Raw genomic sequence first — 19592 nt, 5'->3', positions numbered from 1 at the left:
CTCAACAGGAAGCCTTCTTTTTCTTATCGTCGCGACACCAGCTGTTTCTGCGCATTGTTTGATAAACTCAGGGCATAAAAAATCACTCAGCTGACTTAAGCCTTCTGAATTGGGTGCGTAGCTATTGGCTAGAGAAAGTGCGGTAGTGAGTTGCAAAATAAAAGGCTCCTGAATAAATTCAGAAGCCTTTATAAACTAACCAGAAGATCGGTCAATGGATCGTTAAATATTTCTTAACTGATCGGCATTAAGCCTAAGCTGCCTTTTTATTTAATATATTAACGCATTATTCGGTGTCAGTTTTATCTGTAAGTTGTTGCTCAAGTAATGCAACTTTAGCTTCAAGTTCAGTTAACTTTTCGCGAGTACGAATAAGTACTTGGCTTTGCACATCAAATTCTTCACGGCTCACAAAATCCATTTCAGCAAGCTTGTTTTGTAAAACTTGCTTTGTTTTACCTTCAAGCGTGTCTGCTAGGTTTTTTACACCTTGTGGCATATTGCTAGTAATTTGCTTAGCAATTTCTTCAAGTTTTGCTGGATTGATCATATTTGTCCCTTCGATGCTGCCTAAAATGATAATAACTAATATTACCTTATACCCACGGTTTTTAACACATGATCATCTTTGCCTTAATTAATTAAGGCAATTGCTATGCTCGCTGTAATGGTTACGTTAAAATTGCGCGTCTTTTAAATTTCTTTGGTCATTATGAAACTCAATCCTAAACAAGATGAAGCGGTAAAATATATTAGTGGTCCATGCTTAGTACTCGCAGGCGCAGGCTCTGGTAAAACTCGTGTTATTACTAATAAAATCGCTTATTTGGTAAAAAAATGTGAGTACAAAGCACGAAATATTGCGGCGGTTACTTTTACTAATAAAGCAGCTAAAGAAATGCGTGAGCGTGTACTACAAACACTTGGTAAACAAGACGCTAAAGGGTTATGGGTATCAACGTTTCATACGCTAGGTTTAGAAATAATAAAAAAAGAGCTAAGCACACTGGGCTTTAAACCTGGTTTCTCGTTATTTGATGACCAAGATACCAACCAATTGCTTGGCGACTTGACCGAAGACGAACTCAAAAAAGACAAAGACTTACTTAAGCTATTAAAAATGGAAATTGGTAGCTGGAAAAATGAATTAATCCTACCTGAGCAAGCAGTACGCGAAGCTCGCGAGCCACAAAAAGCATTATTCGCGCAGTTATATGCGCGTTACCAAAATCAATTACGTGCATATAACGCACTGGATTTTGATGATTTAATTATGATCCCGACTTTGCTACTTACTAATAACGCCACTTCACGTGAGCGATGGCAGCAACGCTTTAAATATTTGCTGGTGGATGAGTACCAAGATACTAATACTAGCCAATATCAACTTGTTAAATTACTAGTAGGTGAACGTGCTCGCTTTACTGTGGTAGGTGATGACGACCAATCAATTTACTCATGGCGTGGTGCACGCCCGCAAAACTTAGTTTTATTAGGTAAAGACTTTCCTGGGTTACGGTTAATTAAACTTGAGCAAAACTATCGAAGCGCAGGGAGAATACTAAAAGCCGCTAATATTTTGATAGCAAATAACCCTCACGACATCGAGAAAAAATTATTCAGTGAACTTGGTTATGGTGAGCCAATTAAAGTAATAGGCTGTCGTGATGAAGAGCATGAATCTGAACGTGTAGTTGCCGAAATTATTTCGCACAAGTTTATGAAGCGTACTAGTTATAAAGATTACGCGATTTTATATCGAGGTAATCATCAGGCGCGCGGTTTCGAAAAATCATTAATGAGTAACCGTGTACCGTATAAAATTAGCGGTGGAATGTCATTTTTCTCGCGTTCAGAAATTAAAGATATTATGGCGTATTTACGCCTGTTAGTTAATCAAGACGATGACAATGCATTTTTACGTATTGTAAATACGCCACGTCGCGAAATAGGCACGGTTACACTTGAAAAGCTCGGCACGCTAGCGAACGAAAAACACATGAGCTTATTTGCCACCTGCTTTGATAACGATTTAGGTTATAGATTAAAAGGGCGTGGTTTTAACGCATTAGCTGGGTTTGCACGTTGGGTTGTTGAATTATCAGATAATGCTGTACGTAGTGACACACTTGAAGCCGTTAAAGACTTGGTGAGAAATATTAACTACGAAGCGTATTTGTACGAGTCATCGCCTAGTGCCAAAGCTGCTGAAATGCGTATGAAAAACGTATCTGAACTATATCGTTGGATAACCGATATGTTAACGGGTGATGCCGATAACGAGCCAATGACACTAGCAGAGGTAGTTAGTAAGCTAACCCTTCGCGATATGCTTGAGCGTAATGAAGAAGAAGACGAAACCGATGCGGTGCATTTATCAACACTTCATGCTTCAAAAGGCTTAGAGTATCCATACGTATTTATGGTGGGTATGGAAGAGGGGCTGCTTCCGCATCAGGTAAGTATTGATGAAGATAACGTTGATGAAGAGCGTCGACTTGCTTATGTTGGAATTACACGTGCTCAGCAGGAGTTAACGCTCACTTATGCTAAAATTCGTCGCCAATTTGGTGAAACTTCACAAACCGAACTAAGCCGGTTTGTACAAGAGTTGCCACAAGATGACCTTGCGTTTGAAAATAGAAAAGCCCCAAATACGCAAGCCGAACGAATGGAAAAAGGCCAAGCGCGAGTAGCTAACTTACGCGCCATGTTCAAAAAGCCTGAGTAGTGCTAGCGTGGGTTAAGGGGCTGTTGCTAGCTTTGTAGTGACTGATTTTTTTGTATAACAGATTGCTCAGTACTTTGAAGTGAGTGCTGTTTACCAACAAAAAAGTTCAAGCCGTGTTTATCTAATAAAGCCCTGAAGTTTAATATTGAAGGGCCTTTAGCGATTACTTTTATTGATTTAAGCTTTGTAATTGCTAATACACCTTGGAGCTGATAATCGTAGCTTTCTTGTTGTAAAACGCGTTTACTAAAGGTTGAGCTTAGTAGCAAATAGTCAAAGTTAACATCGGTCAATAAGTTAAGCTCGCATCTATCTTTAGCAAAGTTATTGAGCCCGATAGAGTAACCAAGCTGTGGTAATTTTTTAATATTTTTGATTTGTGTTGCACATGCATGGCGAATTTCTTGTTCATCAAATAATAAGCACAGTTGGCTTTGGCCTTGTTGTTTGCTGAGCACTTCGGTAAACAAAGTAAATTCATGCAGCCCTAACAATAAGCTTGAGCAAGGTACTAATGCCATCGCTATATTTGCGTTAACGGCTTTAGCATAGGCACGTTGCAGTAACTGTAGTTCTACTTGTATGTGCTGTTCTTTATCTGCTGCAAACTTTTTTAAAATATCAAAACTAGTAAAACCAAGTATTGGGTGTTCACCAAATGCTTCAAATAACGACTCAGATTGATGTTGCTCGTTGAGTGTAATAATTTCTGAGCCTCTAAAGCTCATAGGCAGTACATCTAAATGATGTAATGTTTGCAACTCTTGTTCTGGTATTGATTGAGTTAGTAAGGGATGAAATAACTCATAACGATTTTTGCCAGAATTTTTGGCGTAATACATAGCAGCATCAGCATCACGAATAATTTCGTCTGTGTGTGTGTAATCTAATTTTGAGTAGGTTATGCCAATACTAGCACCACTTTGTAAAGAAGCGCCTTTTAAACAAAATGGCATTTTCATTAAATCAATAATGCGATTTGCAACATCTTCTGCTTGTTGTGGCTCAGTTAAATGCGTTAATAAAATAACAAACTCATCGCCGCCTAAACGCGCGAGTAAATCATGTTCGCGTATACACTGCGAAAATAACTCGCCAACATTAATTAAAAATTGATCCCCAGCATGATGACCCAATTGATCATTTATATCTTTAAACTTATCCAAATCAATAAATAACACTGCAAAGTGGTGATTAGGGAAGCGCTGATAATGCTGTAGGGTTTTTTCAAGCTGAGTCAAAAATAGGCTACGATTAGGTAAACTAGTTAGCGAGTCGTGATGTGCATCATGATATAGCTGTTGTTCTATTTTTTTACGCTCATCTATTTGCATTTGTAAGTGAAGATTAGTTTGGCGTAACTCTTTGGTTTTTTCACTTACTCTAAATTCGAGTTCTTGATGACTTTTAGCGATAGCTTGATTGGCGAGTTTTGTTTGTAAAACCGCTGCAATTTGATGCGATACAAAGGTGATTAGCTCGCAATCATCTTGGCTAAATATATGCTTGTTGTCGTAAGCTTGGCAAACAATAAGACCAATAACACCTTGCGCGGTTTTAAGAGGAGCACCTAACCAGCTTGTCGCCATTTGCTCTTTTGGTACAGGGGCTGAGCGTTGTACTACACCTCTTGTTGTTAGTTCTTTGGCTCTGCTGGGATGAATTAACTGTGTTTCTTCAGTGCTTATTACCAGCTCACTATAGCCTTTAGCAAAGCGTCTTGGTTGTGTATTTTCTTTAAATTCGTCTACGCAATAAGGAAAATTTATCCAGCCAGTCTCTTTATCATAAAGTGCAATATATAAGTTTTCTGCGTAAGTAATTGTTTTTATTATTTCATGTATTTTAAAGTAAGCGTCATCTAGGTTTTTAGCTTGTGTTGCTATTTCAGATATTTTAAATAGAATTTGTTGGCGTTGAAGCGCACGTTTGCGCTGTTCTATTTCAAGGTTTAATGCATCGTTACTCTGAGTGAGTGCACGGGTACGAATTTTCACTTCTGATTCAAGGAGCTCACGTTTTTTTACACGCTCTATTGCCGTTGCTAAATAAAGCGACATAAACTCAAGTAATTGTATTTGTTGAGCGCTATAACCTTGTTTTGTATCGTAACTTTGGGCTGCTAGTACACCAATAATATTATGTTCTTGGTAAACGGGTACGCCTACCCAATGCTCTGCTGGAGTACCTAATGCTTTAAATAAACCTTCTGCAGCTGCATCTTGCATTTGCTGCTTAGTAAAGCATGTAGTTTTACCTTGTTTAAATACATAGCCAGTTGCGCCTTCATCAAAACTATTTGATTGATTAAGAGCAACAGCAATACCGTCTTTTTCATCTGAAAAGTAAGATAGCTCTAACGATTGGCTGTGCTGATTTAATAGCACCACATAAAAACTTTTACTTGGTACGTATTTTTGTAAAATGTCGTGGATAGCGGGATAAAGTAGGGTTAGCTCGGCAACAGTACTTGCTTGCTCTGATAATTGTATCAGCGCATTTTGTAAGTGATGTGATTGTTTGTATTTATTGAGTAGCGTTTTAAGACGTTTATTTTGATACGCCAATTTACTCGATACTAAGAGTTTATCTTCCAATGATTTAACCGGCTATTATTATTGTATAGTTATTAGCCTTATACTTTCACTTTTAATGCTTATCGTCAAGTTGATATTCCCACTATCATACTGGCTAGAAACACTATTTTAGGTATTAAAAAAGGCTTACCGTAGTAAACCTTTTTTGTATATTAAGTTGTGCCTATTTAGATGACATAAAGTCGATAGCAGCGCTTATCTCATCGTCAGAACAATCCATACATGTACCTTTTGGAGGCATAGCATTAAAGCCATTTAGTGCATGCTCAAGTAAAGTATCTTTACCTTTAGCAATACGTGGAGCCCAATCATCAGCTGATTTAGGCGCGCCTAATGCACCAGTACCGTGACATGCAAAACAAGCACCTTGATACACTTGCTCACCAGTACGTGGACCTGTAGGAGCTGCTGCAACGGCAGCTTTGTCGCCTTCAAGGTATACAGCACCAACTGGCGCGAGGCGTTTTTTAATTGCATCTTCAGTCATAGAGTTATCATATGGCTGTGCGTATGCTGTGGTTGCTAGCACTAGTAATGCTGCAGCTGTTAATTTTTTCATTTTGCCTTGCTCACTTCGATTTGAACGTGATCAATCACGATATAGATGACGGAAATTAAACCGATTATAACTCTCTGGCGCAATTTATAAAATGCTAAGAGGCGTTTTTATTAATAAAACTGACTACTTTTTGCGTTAACGCAATAAAATTTAATAATTTACTGTTTTTTGTTAAGTAAATTAATAAGCGTAATCAGTTATATAATTAACTTTGACCGTCTTAAGATCAAAATCAGTTTATTGTTAGTACGCTACTAACTAACTTTGCGATCCCCGCATCAGCATCAAGAATAGACTCTGCCAACATATAAGCAGAGGTGGTAATTAACTTATTTTGTTCATCGATAACGACATCATCCACCGCACAGTTAATATGTTTAGCACCTAATGTGCTTAGTGCTTGAGCTGTATCATCATCGTTACCAATAGTAAGTATGGCGTTATCGTAAATGAATGGGATCAAAGCGGGTGCAATACACATGTAACCAGCAGGTTTATTTGCTTTAGCAAATGCTTTACAGGCATTAAGTACGTCTTCATTAATATTTGCTTGTGCGCCTTTAATTGCAAAGTCACATAAGTTTTTTGCGGCCCCAAAACCTCCTGGTACAATTAAAGCATCAAACTGAGTTACGTCTAATTCAATCAAAGATTTTATGTCACCTCGAGCAATACGAGCGGCCTCGGTTAATACATTTCGTTTATCAGGCATTACTTCACCTGTTATATGGTTAATGGTATGAAGTTGCTCAATATCAGGTGCAAAACACTGATAAGTTGCACCATTTTTAGCTATGTGCAATAAAGTTAAAATTGCTTCATTAATTTCACTACCATCATAAACACCACACCCTGCTAATATTACAGCTACGTTTTTCATGCTTTTGTGCCTCTAAAGTCTTTTTTATAAGTCTATCGGATGAAGTCTAACATGCTCAAAATTTCTCGCGAAAATAAATTTTTAGTACAAAAATCATTCTCTATGCAAGCTGTTTTGCGGTTTATGCCATTTGCGATCACTTTGTCTTTAAAAAAATTATAAAGGATCGCTATGATCTTCGATCCATTGTGCTAGAATACTCCTCCGGTTATTCAAATGGACGCGAATAATCAAAGTGACTAACAACGGATGTAACCGTTAGAAAACCTTTTTCCACATTGGTTTAAAATAATAAAAAAAGAACCTCGTATTATCTTTTTTAAACAAAAACAAGTAGTTAAAGTCTTTTCTAAGCATTTTATAATGCTTTGGAAGAATAGCTCGTGGCTGTTATCTACACACTTATCCACAGCTTGCTCTAGTTTTAATAACACGATAAACAGTAATTCACTGTCGTTTTATTTACTACCTTATGGCATGCTTATAATTACCTTAATTTTTTGCATTTAGGATCCAAATTCACCATGGCTCAGATCCCCGAAAACCCACTCATTTTAGTTGATGGCTCGTCATATTTATTTCGTGCTTATCATTCTCCGCCGCATTTAACTAATTCAAAGGGTGAGGCTACCGGCGCTATTTACGGTGTGATCAATATGCTTAAAAGCTTGATCAGACAATATGATCCCTCACACATGGTGGTTATATTTGATGCTAAAGGTAAAACTTTTCGTAACGATATGTATAGCGAATATAAAGCGAATCGTCCGCCAATGCCGGATGACTTACGCACACAAATAGCACCGATACACAGTATTATTAAAGCGATGGGCTTTCCGCTAATTAGTATTGAAGGCGTTGAAGCTGATGATGTTATTGGTACATTTGCACGTATAGCATCAGAGCAAAAACGACATGTCTTAGTCTCTACTGGAGACAAAGATATGGCACAGCTTGTTAATGAGCACGTTACGCTTATAAACACGATGACCGACAGTATTTCAGATCCCCTTACTGTGGTTGAAAAGTTTGGCGTAGGCCCAGAGCTAATTATCGATTACTTAGCATTAATGGGTGATAAGGTTGATAACATTCCAGGTGTTGAGGGCTGTGGACCTAAAACGGCAGTTAAGTGGTTAGAAAAATATGGCTCTCTTCAAGGTGTTATGGATCACGCGAGTGAGATCAAAGGTAAAATAGGTGAAAAGTTAGCGATTGCACTCGATCACCTGCCTCTAAGCTACGAACTTGCAACAATTAAGTGTGATGTTGAAGTTGAATCTGATCTTGATACATTCAAACTACAAGATCCTAATAAAGACGAATTAATCGCATTATATGGTGAGTGCGAATTTCGTCGTTGGTTAGCTGAGCTACTTGATAACCCTAAAGATGCAGAAACACATTTAGCTGTGCCTACAGAAGCAACTGAATTACCAAAAGTAGAAGATGCTCATTACGAAACTATTTTAACCGAAGCTCAGTTTGATACGCTAATAGAGCAGTTAAATAGTGCCGAGTTATTTGCATTTGATACTGAAACTACCAGCCTTGATTACATGAAAGCGCAATTAGTGGGTATGAGCTTTGCGGTAAAAACGGGTGAAGCTGCGTATTTACCTGTAGCGCATGACTATCCAGGTGCGCCTGACCAATTAAGCCTTGAATTTGTAATGCAAAAGCTGGGTCCAATTTTGGCTGATCCAAACAGAGCTAAAGTAGGACAAAATCTTAAATACGATAAAAGCGTATTGGCTAATGCAGGTTTTGCGCTAAACGGTATTAAGTTTGACACCATGCTTGAGTCGTATGTATTTAATAGTGTTGGCACGCGTCACGATATGGACTCACTAGCACTTAAATACTTAGGTCATAAAAATATTAGTTTTGAAGATATTGCTGGCAAAGGTAAAAAGCAACTTACCTTTAACCAAATTGAACTTGAAAAAGCAGCGCCTTACGCAGCAGAAGATGCCGATATTACTTTGCGTTTACATGAAGTGCTTTGGCCAAAAATAGCAGCGGATGAAAAACTTAAATCGGTATTTGAAGATATAGAAATGCCACTTGTAAGTGTAATCTCTGATATTGAACGCACGGGTGTTGCAATAGATAGTAATATGCTTGCAGCGCATAGCCAACGTTTAGGTGAGCGTTTAATTGAGCTTGAAAAAGAAGCGTTTGAAATAGCAGGCGAACCATTTAACTTAAGCTCTCCAAAGCAACTACAAGTATTGTTGTTTGAAAAACTTGAGCTGCCTATTATCAAAAAAACCCCAAAAGGCGCACCTTCTACTGCAGAAGAAGTACTGCAAGAGCTTGCTCATGATTATCCGCTCCCTAAAGTAATAATTGAGCATCGTGGTTTATCAAAGCTTAAATCAACTTATACCGATAAATTACCATTGATGGTGAATGAGAAAACACAGCGTGTGCATACGTCTTATCATCAGGCTGTTACAGCAACGGGACGTTTAAGCTCAACCGATCCTAATTTACAAAATATTCCTATTCGCTCAGAAGAAGGTCGCCGTATTCGTGAAGCATTTATAGCCGCAGATGGTTATAAAATTGTCGCTGCCGATTATAGCCAAATTGAGCTGCGTATTATGGCGCATCTTTCACAAGACAAAGGTCTATTAAATGCATTTGCTAATGGTTTAGATGTGCATAGTGCAACGGCAGCCGAAGTATTTGGTGTAGAGCTTGATGGTGTAACTACCGATATGCGCCGTAAAGCCAAAGCCGTAAACTTTGGCTTAATTTACGGTATGTCGGCATTTGGTTTAGCACGTCAACTAGATGTGCCACGCCATGAAGCACAGCATTACATAGATAAATACTTTGAGCGTTTTCCAGGTGTATTAGAGTATATGGAAACAACACGCGAAAAAGCAGCTGAAAATGGCTATGTTGAAACAATATTTGGTCGCCGCCTACATTTACCAGAAATAAACGCACGTAATGGGGCGCGTAGAAAAGGAGCCGAACGTGCTGCTATTAATGCGCCAATGCAAGGTACTGCTGCTGATATTATTAAAAAGGCAATGCTGAGTGTTAACCGCTGGGTACACGAACAAGCGCCAAATACGATTAAGCTACTTATGCAAGTACACGATGAATTAGTATTTGAAATTAAAACAGACTGCGCGGCAGAATACACAAAACACATTTGTGAGCTCATGTCGCAAGCCGCTGCGCTTGATGTGCCACTTATAGTTGAAGCCGATGAAGGCGACAACTGGGAACAAGCTCATTAATGCTATTTAAATATTTTAATTAAAGCGCCTTTAGGCGCTTTTTTTGTGTTTAATTAAAACAACAGACAGCGACTAATTTATTGGCTACATGGAAGCTTTAGTTAAGATAAGGTTAATTTAAGCAACTATTTGTATTAAATAGTTATATGTTCGTCAATTCGAGCTATTTTACAGGAATATGATTGTATTTTAATGCGTGCATTTGTTAAAGTCCCGCCTGTCCTATCCTGTAGGACATCCTGTTGATGATGCATCTGAAAGGGTGCAACAAATTGATAGCTTCTCCCCAGTTTGCTATATCGGCCTACCAACTTGTTTGGTGGGCCGTTTTTTGTTTTATGCCTCTAAATTTTTACTCATTATTTATTCAAAACTCAGATTATCTCTCAATAAAATTTAAGTTGATTATAACGGTACTTTAAAAGCTGTATTTTTAAGTTTAGTCGTAATGAAATACCGAATCCGATATTTTAGTATGGTTTGGGCAAACATCGGGTGATACCATCGGATGAAGGTCTGTTTATCTTTCTAGATTTTTAAATTAATCCTAAAAGGTCAACATATCCTGATCTTATTTATATTTATTTTAAGGAGTGCGTTATGTTTAAAGCGTTAGCTATTGCAGGTTTATCGTTATCAAGTTTAGTTATTTCTAATGTCGCTCAAGCTAACTGGCAGTTAGTAAATGATAAAAGTCAGTTAAGCTTTGTTTCTATAAAAAAAGATACCATTGCTGAAGCACACCATTTTACAAACCTTGAAGGTATGCTTTCTGATAAAGGCGAGTTTAGCGTTAATATTGACTTAACATCAGCCGAGACTTTAATTCCTATTCGTAATGAGCGTTTAACAGCACTTTTGTTTGAAGCAGCTAAATTTCCAAACGCGATTTTAACTGCAAATTTAACTAAAGAGCTGAGTAATATCAAAAAGCCTGGTCAATATGTTCTGAAGGGCATTAAAGCTGAGCTTGATTTTCATGGTAATAAAAAACCATTGGCGATTGATGTACTCGTTAACAGCACGCAAAGTGGCGATTTAACGGTATCATCATTTACACCTATTATTATTAATAGTGCTGATTTTGGTGTTACGGAAGGCGTTAAGCAGCTGCAAAAATTAGCGGGTCTACCATCAATTGCAACAGCAGTACCTGTTTCGTTTGCATTAACACTTAAAAAACAGTGATTTCTTTAAGTGAGCTTAGCAAGCAATTAAGCGAGCCAAGCAAACCTTTTGATAGTTGGCAGCCTACACATTGTGGGGAACTGCCAATTGTCATTAATCATGAAGGTAAATGGTTTTACGATGGCAGCGAAATAACACGCTCAGCCATGGTGAAGCTGTTTGCTTCTGTTCTATGTAAAGAAGGTGAGCAATTTTATTTAAAAACACCTATCGAAAAAATAACAATAACGGTTGATGACGCGCCGTTTATTATTGTTGATTGGCGTTTTGAAAATACAGCGCAAGGGCAGGTGTTGTGTTGTATCGATAATTTAGCTAGGCAGTGGCTGGTGAGTGCTCAGCAGCCTTTAGCTATAAAAGACTATAAAGGGTCAAAAGTACCTTATTTAAAGCTACCTTATGGCTGTAGTGCGCGTATTACGCGAAGTGTATTTTATCAGTGGGCTGAAAAAGCCGAGTCTGATAAGCTCGGCTATTTTATTAAATCTGCAGGAAAGCAGTTTTATTTATCCTAACACCAGAGCTTAGGCTTCTGGGTTAGTTTCGTCAGTTACTACTTCATCAGTAGGTGGTATTGCAATAACAGGACCTAAAAACCATTCATCTAGCTTTTTAGCTACTTCAGGTAAGCCCGTGCCTTTTAATGATGAAAACGCATGAACTGTAATATCCCCATCAAGCGTGCTTAATTCACGACGAACTTGCAATACTTGTGATTTACGAGGACCTTGCTTTAATTTGTCGGCTTTAGTTAATAGTGCTAATACTGGAATTTCACTACCAATAGCCCAATTAATTAAATCGCGGTCTAAATCTTTTAATGGGTGACGAATATCCATTAAAATTACAATACCTTTTAAGCTTTGACGCTTTTGTAGATATTCGCCTAACGACTTTTGCCATTTCTTTTTCATTTCGATTGGTACTTTAGCAAAACCATAGCCAGGTAAATCGATAAGGCGCATATCGTCAACATCAGCTAAATCGAATGTATTGATTAGTTGAGTACGTCCTGGCGTTTTACTTGTACGTGCTAGCTTTTGATCTGTTAATGCATTTAACGCACTCGACTTACCTGCATTGGAACGACCGGCAAACGCAACTTCAATTCCCGTATCAGCAGGTAATTTAGTAATGTCGGGAGCGCTTGTTACGAAAGACGCAGTATTATATTTGATACGAGATTTGAGCACAGGCTCTCCTAAAACTTAAAAAAATAACATTGAGTAAACCAAATTCACTCAGGGCGCGTATTTTATACTATAAAGGACGTATTAAAAAGCGTATTTAAACACCTAAAAACAGCACCTATGGTACATTTAAAACATACTAAAGCTTAATCTAAGTCAATACCCTGTAAATTATAAGCTTAATATGTGTAGAAAACGTGCCAGAGAATTTATTATCGTGTAGAATATATGTATTACAACATCACGATTGTAGATGATACAGGGTCGGAAACAGAGAATTCACCATGAAAAAAATAGCACTATCTTTAACAATATTGCTCGGTGCGTTGTCAGCAAGCAACGCAACAGCATTTGATGGCGATGTAAACGCAGGTAAAGAAAAATCAGCAACGTGTGCGGCTTGTCACGGCCCAGACGGTAATGCGCCGGTTAATATTTACCCTAAAATTGCAGGTCAACATCCAGATTATATTCTTAAACAACTTAAGGATTTGAAATTAGGCATGACCTCTGGCGGCAAAGAAGGTCGTATGGATCCGGTAATGAGCGCTATGGCTATGCCACTTAGCGAACAAGACATGAAAGATTTAGCTGCTTATTTTTCTTCAATGAACATGTCTGAAGGTGCTACACCTAAAGAGGCTGTTGAAGTTGGCGAAATGCTATTTAAAGCAGGCGATGCTGACCGTGGAATTCCATCATGTGCTGCATGTCATGGTCCACGTGGTAATGGTTCGTCATTAGCTAAGTTTCCAAAAATTTCTTTTCAGCATCCAGGATATATCAAGTCTCAACTTGAGAAATTCCGTGATGGCACTCGTCATAATGACTTAAATGGCATGATGGGCGATATAGCGAAGAAATTAACTGATAAAGACATTGAAGTACTTTCTCAGTACTTAGGTGGTTTACACTAAAGTCTTATTTATTAATTTTTAATTAATAAATACAATGTAATGTGTACAAAAAAGCAGCTTAGGCTGCTTTTTTTGTGTCTAAAATTAGCGACATTACCTCTAACCTTGTAAGACATTGACCATGCTCTGTTGTAGGAAAAGTCTTATTTTAAATGTTTATTATTAATTAAGTTATTGTAATTAATATGAATTTTTGTTTACCTATATGTATTTTGTAAGGAAAAACATATAAATTAGTTGTAACAAAGTTATTAACGAGTAAATTAACCCCTGTCGCAAAAAACAATAATAAAACGGAATTAGCTATAAGGAAAGTAGCGCGGCACGACTACATGGCACAAGTTTGGTGCTACTAAAGGAAATGTTAAAAAAGCGTCAGGAAGACCGAAAATAATAAAAAACTCATGGAAGTTTAATAATAAAAACAAAATGGAATGGTACAAGGAACGTAAAAATAATAACAATACGGACTGATAATAATAAAAATAATAAAGACTAAAAAAAGTCGAAGGGAGAAGTGTCCAGATAATGGCGCTCAGATTAGCAGGCGGTAGAGATGTTTTCTCTACCGCCTTTTTATTTGTCCTGTTACAATACCCACCGTTTAATAACTAGCAGTAAGCTAGTTTAGGCGCTATAACACAGAGAAGCCCAACCTCTGAAGTGCAAACTGAATTCTTCTGGCTATGCCAGCATTGCGATGCCCATTAATTTGCGCCTCGCTCAAAACCTCTTAAGTGAGACGATCAAGATATGAGTAGAACGAAAAAGTCACGCAAAAGCCCAGCAAATGGACCAGTACGTTTAAGCCAAGATAAGCTTAAAGAGATGCGTGCGTTAAAAGAGCAGCGAGTTAAAAAAACCAAAGGTGCTAAGCCTGGTTCTCGTAACGCACCAGATTTACTTGATAGCGAAAGCCAAAATTTACATTCTGGTTCTAGAGATAAGCGTATTGGTAGTAAAAAACCAGTGCCATTAATTGCGACTGCTGCTGAACCAAAAGTAGAAATGAAACGTAACTTAAAACCAACTATTGAACTTAAAAAAGTTGTGCAACCAGAGTTTACGCCAGAGCAAGAGCTTGAAGCGCTTGAAAATGATGTGCGTTTACTTAAGTTAGTGGAGCGCCATGAAGGCGGCGAACTACTAACAGGTAAAGATGCTAAGTACTTTAATAGTCGTATTGCTCGTCATCAAGTTTTATGTGAATTGTTAGGTCTTGAAGACGAAGATGAGCCAGAACTTGAAGATGACTTTAGTGATGAAGATAATTCAAATTCAAATTCAGACTTTGACCAATATTTATCAAACGATCTAGCTAATGAATGGCTAGATGATGATGAAGACAAGTAATTAAGGGTAATTAATGAGTACCGCGGTAATTTTAGCCTTACTTTTAGGCGCTGCTATAATAGTTGGTCTGGCATTTTATGCGGGTCAGTTGCTGTATAAGTTAAATGCGCAAAAAAAGTTAATTGCTAAAACGCAGGCTGAACAAAAGCAAAAGCTTGAGAAGTCGCGTTTAAAGCGAAATGCCAAACTAGCCGATAGTATTCATTTAATTGCGCGTGCAATGAATGAAGAGCAGTGTGAGTTTTCTGAAGGCTGTTTACGTGTTTGGGTACTTATGTCTCAATATGGCTTTGAGAGCGAGCGTGATTTAACAATACAGTACCCTGGCATCTATAAAATGTACCAGGTAGTTAAAGAAATGCCGACACATGATGCACGTAAAAAATACTCTAAAAAAGAGATTTTTAAGCTAGATACAGCTCGCTGGCGCGCCGAAGAAACACTTAAAGATGAAGTTAAAGCCGATTGCGCTAAAATTATCATCGAATTTAAAGCTGCCCCAGGCAGCGATAAAGTGGTTTTTAACTAGCTTTAATTTTTTCTAGTACTCAGAAAAAGCAGACCTTGGTCTGCTTTTTTTATGCGTAATGGTTTTATACTAACTGCATTAAATTAGTATCAGTTAAATTACCCGAGAAAAACGCGTCGCATTTATTTGTTTTTGTAAATGAGCATCAAAGCACATGCAAATAATACGAATAAATAAGTTACCGCGTGGCGTTACGCTAATTTTATTATCAATTATAGTGACTAGTTCATCTTTTATAAGTGGCGCAAGCGCTACTAATGCATCCTCAAAGTAGTCATTAAATATAAGTGCATGCTTTTCGCTAAACACTTGTATATCTAATTCAAATTGGCAAATGAGCTGTTTAATTGCATCAGCACGAATTACATCATCACGTGTTAAGTGCATACCTTTATTAAGAGCACAGCCGCTTTGTGTTTCTACGCTGTGGTAATAATGTTTTAATTCTTTTTGATTTTGTAAAATAGCAGTGCCAATTTGCGAAATTGATGACACGCCCAAGCCTAATAAATCGCAATTTCCATGTGTTGTATAACCTTGAAAATTACGATGTAGCTTGCCTTCATTTTGTGCAACAGCTAGTTCGTTATCGGTTTTTGCAAAGTGGTCCATACCAATAAATTGATAGCCAGCTTGCGTCATCTGCTCTAGCGTATTTTTAAACATGGTGAGTTTATTGTGTGCATTAGGTAAATCTGCATCTTTAATTTTACGCTGTGCGGCAAAGCGCTCTGGCAAGTGCGCGTAATTAAAAACGGACACACGATCAGGGCTTAGCTCAATAAGTTGCTCTATAGTTTGCTTAAAGCTCTGTGGTGTTTGCAGTGGTAGCCCGTAAATCATATCTGCATTAATCGATTGAAATCCCAACTCGCGAGCTTGTGTAATTAATTGCTTAACCGTATCTGCATTTTGCGGGCGATTAACAGCAAGTTGCACGTCGTCGTTAAAGTCTTGAATACCAAACGAGACACGATTAAAGCCAAGCATCCTTAAATCAACAAGCATATTATCAGCAAGTGAGCGTGGGTCTATTTCAATGCCGCGCTCCGTGGTACTTGTAAAATTAAAGTGCTCCTCTAAAAGCTTAATTAGACGGGTCATTTGTTTTGCGGTTAAAAAGGTGGGAGTACCGCCACCTAAATGTAATTGCTCAACCGTGTAGCTTTTAAATAAATGCGCTTGGGCAGTAATTTCTTTTGCTAAAAAGTCGAGATACGTATCTGCTTTAGATTGATGGCGGGTAATTATTTTATTACAGCCACAGTAGTAGCAAAGCTGACTACAAAACGGGATATGAATATATAAAGAAAGTGAACGACTCGTTGACGATTCTATAGCGCTTATTAAGTCTTGTTGCTGGTACCCGTCACGCAGTGATAGAGCGGTGGGATACGAGGTATAACGCGGGCCAGACACATTATATTTGTTTATTAGGGTTTGATCCCATTGTGGAAGTTTAATCATCACGCGCACCTAAGTAACCAGAGTTCAGGTTAAGTATTTATTTAGATGGTGATTATAAAAAAGTATGTAAGAAGGTGGTTTGATCTATAACAAAAAAGGCGCCGAAGCACCTTTTTTAATAAATATAATTTAATACGACCTAATTAATACGTAACGGTATGAGCATCTTTGAGATATTGAAATAACTCTTTATAACCTTTACCTGGCTTTTCAGCTTTCGCTTCTTTTGCCGCATTACGAACCAGTTGACGCATTTGCTGACGATCAAGAGACGGAAACTGCTCAATAGTCTCATTGATAAGGTCATCGCCTTGTTCAATTAAATCTGAACGTAATTGCTCAATTTTTTTGACCAATACTTCAGCTTGGTTATTTTTATTAAGCATTACATCGATAATCGCTCTAATAGCGTCAATGTTTTCTACAGTACGCAACGTTTTAGCAATGTAGTTTAAGTGACGGCGGTACGCGTCGCTTTTATTGCTAATTTTATCCGCAACCACCATTGCTGCTTTTAAATCGTCATTTAATGGCAGGCGTTCGCGCTGTTTTTTACCCATTTTGGCAATTTCAGTACCTAACTGATGAAACTCTTGCGCTTCGCGCTTAAGCTCCGTTCTTGATACATATTCAATTTCTTCTTCAATTTCAGCAGGCTTGCCTTTTTTCTTTGCCATGGGGTGCTCTTAAATAAAAATAACTTTTACCATTATACATGAATATGATACTTAGGAATATTAGCTGATGTGATGCATTGAGTGTGTTAGCATTTAAATATAAGAAATGTGTGCATTATGCCTCTAAGGCTCAGGACTTAATTTATGAAAAGCCAACAAAACGATCCAATATATTCTCAAATATCGCAAGTTAAAGATGCGGTAGCAGAAGTACTCGAACATGCTAAAAAATTAGGCGCTACAGCTGCAGAAGCGGCAATGTCTAGTACGTCTGGTTTATCGGTTAGTACACGAATGGGTGAAGTAGAAACCATTGAGTTTAACCAAGATGGCGGCTTAGGCATTAGTGTATATGTTGGTAATAATAAAGGCTCGGCGTCTACGGCTGATTTAAACCCAAAAACATTGCGCATGGTAGTCGAAAAAGCGATTGATATAGCCAAATTTACATCTGATGACCCATTTAACGGCGTTGCTGATAAAGAGTTACTTGAATTTAATCCTAAAGATTTAGATTTATACCATCCTTGGGATGTAAGCCCTGAGGAAGGCATTGAGCTTTGTCATGCTGCTGAGCAAGCTGCACTAAATGCAGATGAGCGTATTGTTAACTCTGATGGTGCGAGCTTTTCATCGCATCAGGGGCTACGTGTTTATGGTAACAGCCATGGTTTGATAACTGGCTTTCCACGCACTCGTCATAGTATTAGTACGATGGTAATAGGTCAAGATGGTGAGCAGATGCAACGCGACTCTGCTTATACTGTTGCACGCGATCAAGCGGGTTTAAATGACGCAGCGGCAGTTGGGCTTGAAGCAGCAGCTGAAACATTGGCTAAATTAAATAGCCAAAAGTTAGGCACAATGAAAGTGCCTGTTATTTTTAGAGCCGATATTGCAAATTCATTGTTTGGTCACTTAGTGTCGGCAATTGGTGGTGGTGCGCTTTATCGTAAATCAAGTTTTTTACTTGATAGCTTAGGCACACAAGTATTTAGTAATTGTGTGAATATTGCCGAGCGCCCACATATTTTAAAAGGGTTGGCGTCGTCACCGTTTGATAGCGAAGGTGTTAAAACATTCGATAGGGAAATTATTCAAGGCGGCGAGCTACAAACTTATTTATTAGCAAGTTATGCCGCGCGTAAAATGAATATGACCCCAACAGGGCATGCTGGCGGTATACATAACTGGCTTGTTGAGCAAACTCATAACGATTTAACTGCACTATTAAAAACGATGGGCACCGGCTTATTAGTTACAGAGCTAATGGGGCAGGGCGTAAATACCGTAACGGGTGATTACTCTCGTGGTGCTGCTGGTTTTTGGGTTGAAAATGGTGAAATCCAATATCCTGTAAGCGAAATTACCATTGCTGGTAATTTAAAAGATATGTTTAAAGGCATATCTGCTATTGGTGGTGACATAGAACGCCGTGGTGGTATTCAAACTGGCTCAGTATTAATAGAGCAAATGCAAATAGCCGGCGCGTAGTATTAATACGCAGTGTATACTTAGACCTAGAGTATTATCTCTGGGTCTAAGTGAGCTTTTACGAGGTGTAAAATGGCTAAAGATAGATATGCACCAAAACCGCTAACCGATATTATGGCGGGGTTAAATAATCGTTTATCAGCTTATGCAGGCAAAAGCCAAGCACTTGATACACAGCAAACCCTATTAAAAGATTTTTTGGGTCCTAAGTTGGGTGATAAATGCCGAGTCAGTAATTACCGAGACGGCACGCTAATGATAGAGGCTGTATCTGCACCTATCGCGCTTAGACTTAATTATTTGAAAATGGATATGCTTTCACATTTTAGAGCTGCCGGAATGGCAGAGCTCGGGCAAATAAAAATAACTGCAAATCCTCAAGCAACTCAGAGATTAAGTACAGCGAATAAGTCGGGCAGTCCTGCAGTTACCAACTCACGTAAAATGAGTGAGCAAACAGCGGATTACTTAAACGCGATAGCATCTTCTGCACCCCCTTCTTTAAAAGAAAAACTAGAGCGTTTAGCGCTTCACGGAAAAAATAAAAGTAAGTCTTAACTACCCACCATCTTGTTATTGGTGGGGCTAATTTGGCAGCTCACCGCATTCAAAATACTTTGTTACATATTCCATTTTATTGTTGGCTTAATGAGGTTTATGATACTGCGTGGGCTTTATATTGATCGAAAGCTCTTTGATACCCATTCCATTAAGTAAAAGCGTGTAGGCAGTGCTATTTTTACTCCTGCT

17 protein-coding genes are annotated in these 19592 nt (G+C 38.2%); 9 read left to right on the top strand and 8 right to left on the bottom strand.

The genetic code is table 11. The annotated features are described in order from the left end of the window. Together GQR56_RS05850 and GQR56_RS05845 are read right to left on the bottom strand one after the other, a co-directional pair. On the bottom strand, positions 1-156 hold a 156-nt coding region (locus GQR56_RS05850), incomplete at its 3' end, for a transposase domain-containing protein (RefSeq protein WP_206018106.1). A 130-nt stretch (positions 157-286) separates the two neighbouring features. After that, a complete protein-coding gene (locus tag GQR56_RS05845; RefSeq protein WP_166109471.1) occupies positions 287-550 on the bottom strand; it encodes an accessory factor UbiK family protein in 264 nt (87 codons plus the stop codon). 162 nt (positions 551-712) lie between these two features. Between GQR56_RS05845 and rep the strand changes: the two genes are divergently transcribed. Continuing rightward, entirely contained in the window at positions 713-2731 is a 2019-nt protein-coding gene (gene rep, locus GQR56_RS05840; RefSeq protein ID WP_166109469.1) for a DNA helicase Rep, read from the top strand. A 26-nt stretch (positions 2732-2757) separates the two neighbouring features. On the opposite strand, the gene GQR56_RS05835 is transcribed toward rep, so the two are convergent. From GQR56_RS05835 to elbB, 3 genes are all read right to left on the bottom strand, one after another. After that, complete coding sequence (locus GQR56_RS05835; protein ID WP_166109468.1) at positions 2758-5328, bottom strand: diguanylate cyclase; 2571 nt, start codon at positions 5326-5328, stop codon at positions 2758-2760. Between the two features lie 163 nt (positions 5329-5491). Beyond that, positions 5492-5887, bottom strand: coding sequence for a cytochrome c5 family protein (locus GQR56_RS05830; protein WP_024611875.1), 396 nt, complete (start codon positions 5885-5887; stop codon positions 5492-5494). 232 nt (positions 5888-6119) lie between these two features. Beyond that, entirely contained in the window at positions 6120-6767 is a 648-nt protein-coding gene (gene elbB, locus GQR56_RS05825; protein WP_166109466.1) for an isoprenoid biosynthesis glyoxalase ElbB, read from the bottom strand. Positions 6768-7291: 524 nt separating this feature from the next. On the opposite strand from elbB, the gene polA reads away from it, so the two are divergent. From polA to GQR56_RS05810, 3 genes are all read left to right on the top strand, one after another. Then, a complete protein-coding gene (gene polA, locus GQR56_RS05820; RefSeq protein WP_166109463.1) occupies positions 7292-10027 on the top strand; it encodes a DNA polymerase I in 2736 nt (911 codons plus the stop codon). Positions 10028-10627: 600 nt separating this feature from the next. Further along, entirely contained in the window at positions 10628-11215 is a 588-nt protein-coding gene (locus GQR56_RS05815) for a YceI family protein (protein WP_166109461.1), read from the top strand. After that, on the top strand, positions 11212-11730 hold the full coding sequence (locus GQR56_RS05810) for a DUF1285 domain-containing protein (RefSeq protein ID WP_166109459.1): 519 nt from the start codon (positions 11212-11214) through the stop codon (positions 11728-11730). Before GQR56_RS05815 ends, GQR56_RS05810 begins: the two co-directional genes overlap by 4 nt. Positions 11731-11739: 9 nt before the next feature. On the opposite strand, the gene yihA is transcribed toward GQR56_RS05810, so the two are convergent. Next, a complete protein-coding gene (gene yihA / locus GQR56_RS05805; RefSeq protein WP_008137691.1) occupies positions 11740-12408 on the bottom strand; it encodes a ribosome biogenesis GTP-binding protein YihA/YsxC in 669 nt (222 codons plus the stop codon). Between the two features lie 281 nt (positions 12409-12689). Between yihA and GQR56_RS05800 the strand changes: the two genes are divergently transcribed. The 3 genes from GQR56_RS05800 (at position 12690) to GQR56_RS05790 (ending at position 15204) form a co-directional block, all read left to right on the top strand. Continuing rightward, positions 12690-13322, top strand: coding sequence for a c-type cytochrome (locus GQR56_RS05800; protein WP_166109457.1), 633 nt, complete (start codon positions 12690-12692; stop codon positions 13320-13322). Between the two features lie 753 nt (positions 13323-14075). Next, positions 14076-14675, top strand: coding sequence for a Der GTPase-activating protein YihI (gene yihI, locus GQR56_RS05795; protein ID WP_166109455.1), 600 nt, complete (start codon positions 14076-14078; stop codon positions 14673-14675). Positions 14676-14688: 13 nt separating this feature from the next. Beyond that, on the top strand, positions 14689-15204 hold the full coding sequence (locus GQR56_RS05790; RefSeq protein WP_166109453.1) for a DUF2489 domain-containing protein: 516 nt from the start codon (positions 14689-14691) through the stop codon (positions 15202-15204). Positions 15205-15297: 93 nt separating this feature from the next. Here the strand turns inward: GQR56_RS05790 and hemN are convergent, their stop codons facing one another. Both hemN and yjgA read right to left on the bottom strand, forming a co-directional pair. Beyond that, positions 15298-16671 (bottom strand): oxygen-independent coproporphyrinogen III oxidase, encoded by a 1374-nt coding sequence (gene hemN, locus GQR56_RS05785; protein WP_166109451.1) that lies wholly within the window; start codon positions 16669-16671, stop codon positions 15298-15300. Between the two features lie 143 nt (positions 16672-16814). Beyond that, positions 16815-17348 carry a ribosome biogenesis factor YjgA gene (yjgA, locus tag GQR56_RS05780; protein ID WP_007582068.1) on the bottom strand — a complete coding sequence of 178 codons (534 nt, stop codon included), beginning with the start codon at positions 17346-17348 and terminating at the stop codon, positions 16815-16817. 144 nt (positions 17349-17492) lie between these two features. Between yjgA and pmbA the strand changes: the two genes are divergently transcribed. Both pmbA and GQR56_RS05770 read left to right on the top strand, forming a co-directional pair. Next, positions 17493-18842, top strand: a complete 1350-nt coding sequence (gene pmbA, locus GQR56_RS05775) for a metalloprotease PmbA (protein WP_007582066.1) — start codon at positions 17493-17495, stop codon at positions 18840-18842. 72 nt (positions 18843-18914) lie between these two features. Then, positions 18915-19400 (top strand): DUF721 domain-containing protein, encoded by a 486-nt coding sequence (locus tag GQR56_RS05770; RefSeq protein WP_024589904.1) that lies wholly within the window; start codon positions 18915-18917, stop codon positions 19398-19400. Positions 19401-19592 lie beyond the last annotated feature (192 nt).

Origin of the sequence: Pseudoalteromonas sp. Z9A5 (genome assembly GCF_011378875.1) — a bacterium.
GTDB lineage: Bacteria > Pseudomonadota > Gammaproteobacteria > Enterobacterales > Alteromonadaceae > Pseudoalteromonas.
Note: the sequence above shows the minus strand (reverse complement) of the source record. Positions and strands in the feature narration are given on the sequence as shown.

Coding starts and splice junctions, on each gene's coding strand:
- GQR56_RS05770 (WP_024589904.1), top strand. CDS start 18,915: ATGGCTAAAGATAGATATGCACCAAAACCGCTAACCGATATTATGGCG.
- GQR56_RS05845 (WP_166109471.1), bottom strand. CDS start 550: ATGATCAATCCAGCAAAACTTGAAGAAATTGCTAAGCAAATTACTAGC.
- GQR56_RS05800 (WP_166109457.1), top strand. CDS start 12,690: ATGAAAAAAATAGCACTATCTTTAACAATATTGCTCGGTGCGTTGTCA.
- GQR56_RS05830 (WP_024611875.1), bottom strand. CDS start 5,887: ATGAAAAAATTAACAGCTGCAGCATTACTAGTGCTAGCAACCACAGCA.
- elbB (WP_166109466.1), bottom strand. CDS start 6,767: ATGAAAAACGTAGCTGTAATATTAGCAGGGTGTGGTGTTTATGATGGT.
- hemN (WP_166109451.1), bottom strand. CDS start 16,671: ATGATTAAACTTCCACAATGGGATCAAACCCTAATAAACAAATATAAT.
- yjgA (WP_007582068.1), bottom strand. CDS start 17,348: ATGGCAAAGAAAAAAGGCAAGCCTGCTGAAATTGAAGAAGAAATTGAA.
- pmbA (WP_007582066.1), top strand. CDS start 17,493: ATGAAAAGCCAACAAAACGATCCAATATATTCTCAAATATCGCAAGTT.
- GQR56_RS05790 (WP_166109453.1), top strand. CDS start 14,689: ATGAGTACCGCGGTAATTTTAGCCTTACTTTTAGGCGCTGCTATAATA.
- yihI (WP_166109455.1), top strand. CDS start 14,076: ATGAGTAGAACGAAAAAGTCACGCAAAAGCCCAGCAAATGGACCAGTA.
- polA (WP_166109463.1), top strand. CDS start 7,292: ATGGCTCAGATCCCCGAAAACCCACTCATTTTAGTTGATGGCTCGTCA.
- rep (WP_166109469.1), top strand. CDS start 713: ATGAAACTCAATCCTAAACAAGATGAAGCGGTAAAATATATTAGTGGT.
- GQR56_RS05815 (WP_166109461.1), top strand. CDS start 10,628: ATGTTTAAAGCGTTAGCTATTGCAGGTTTATCGTTATCAAGTTTAGTT.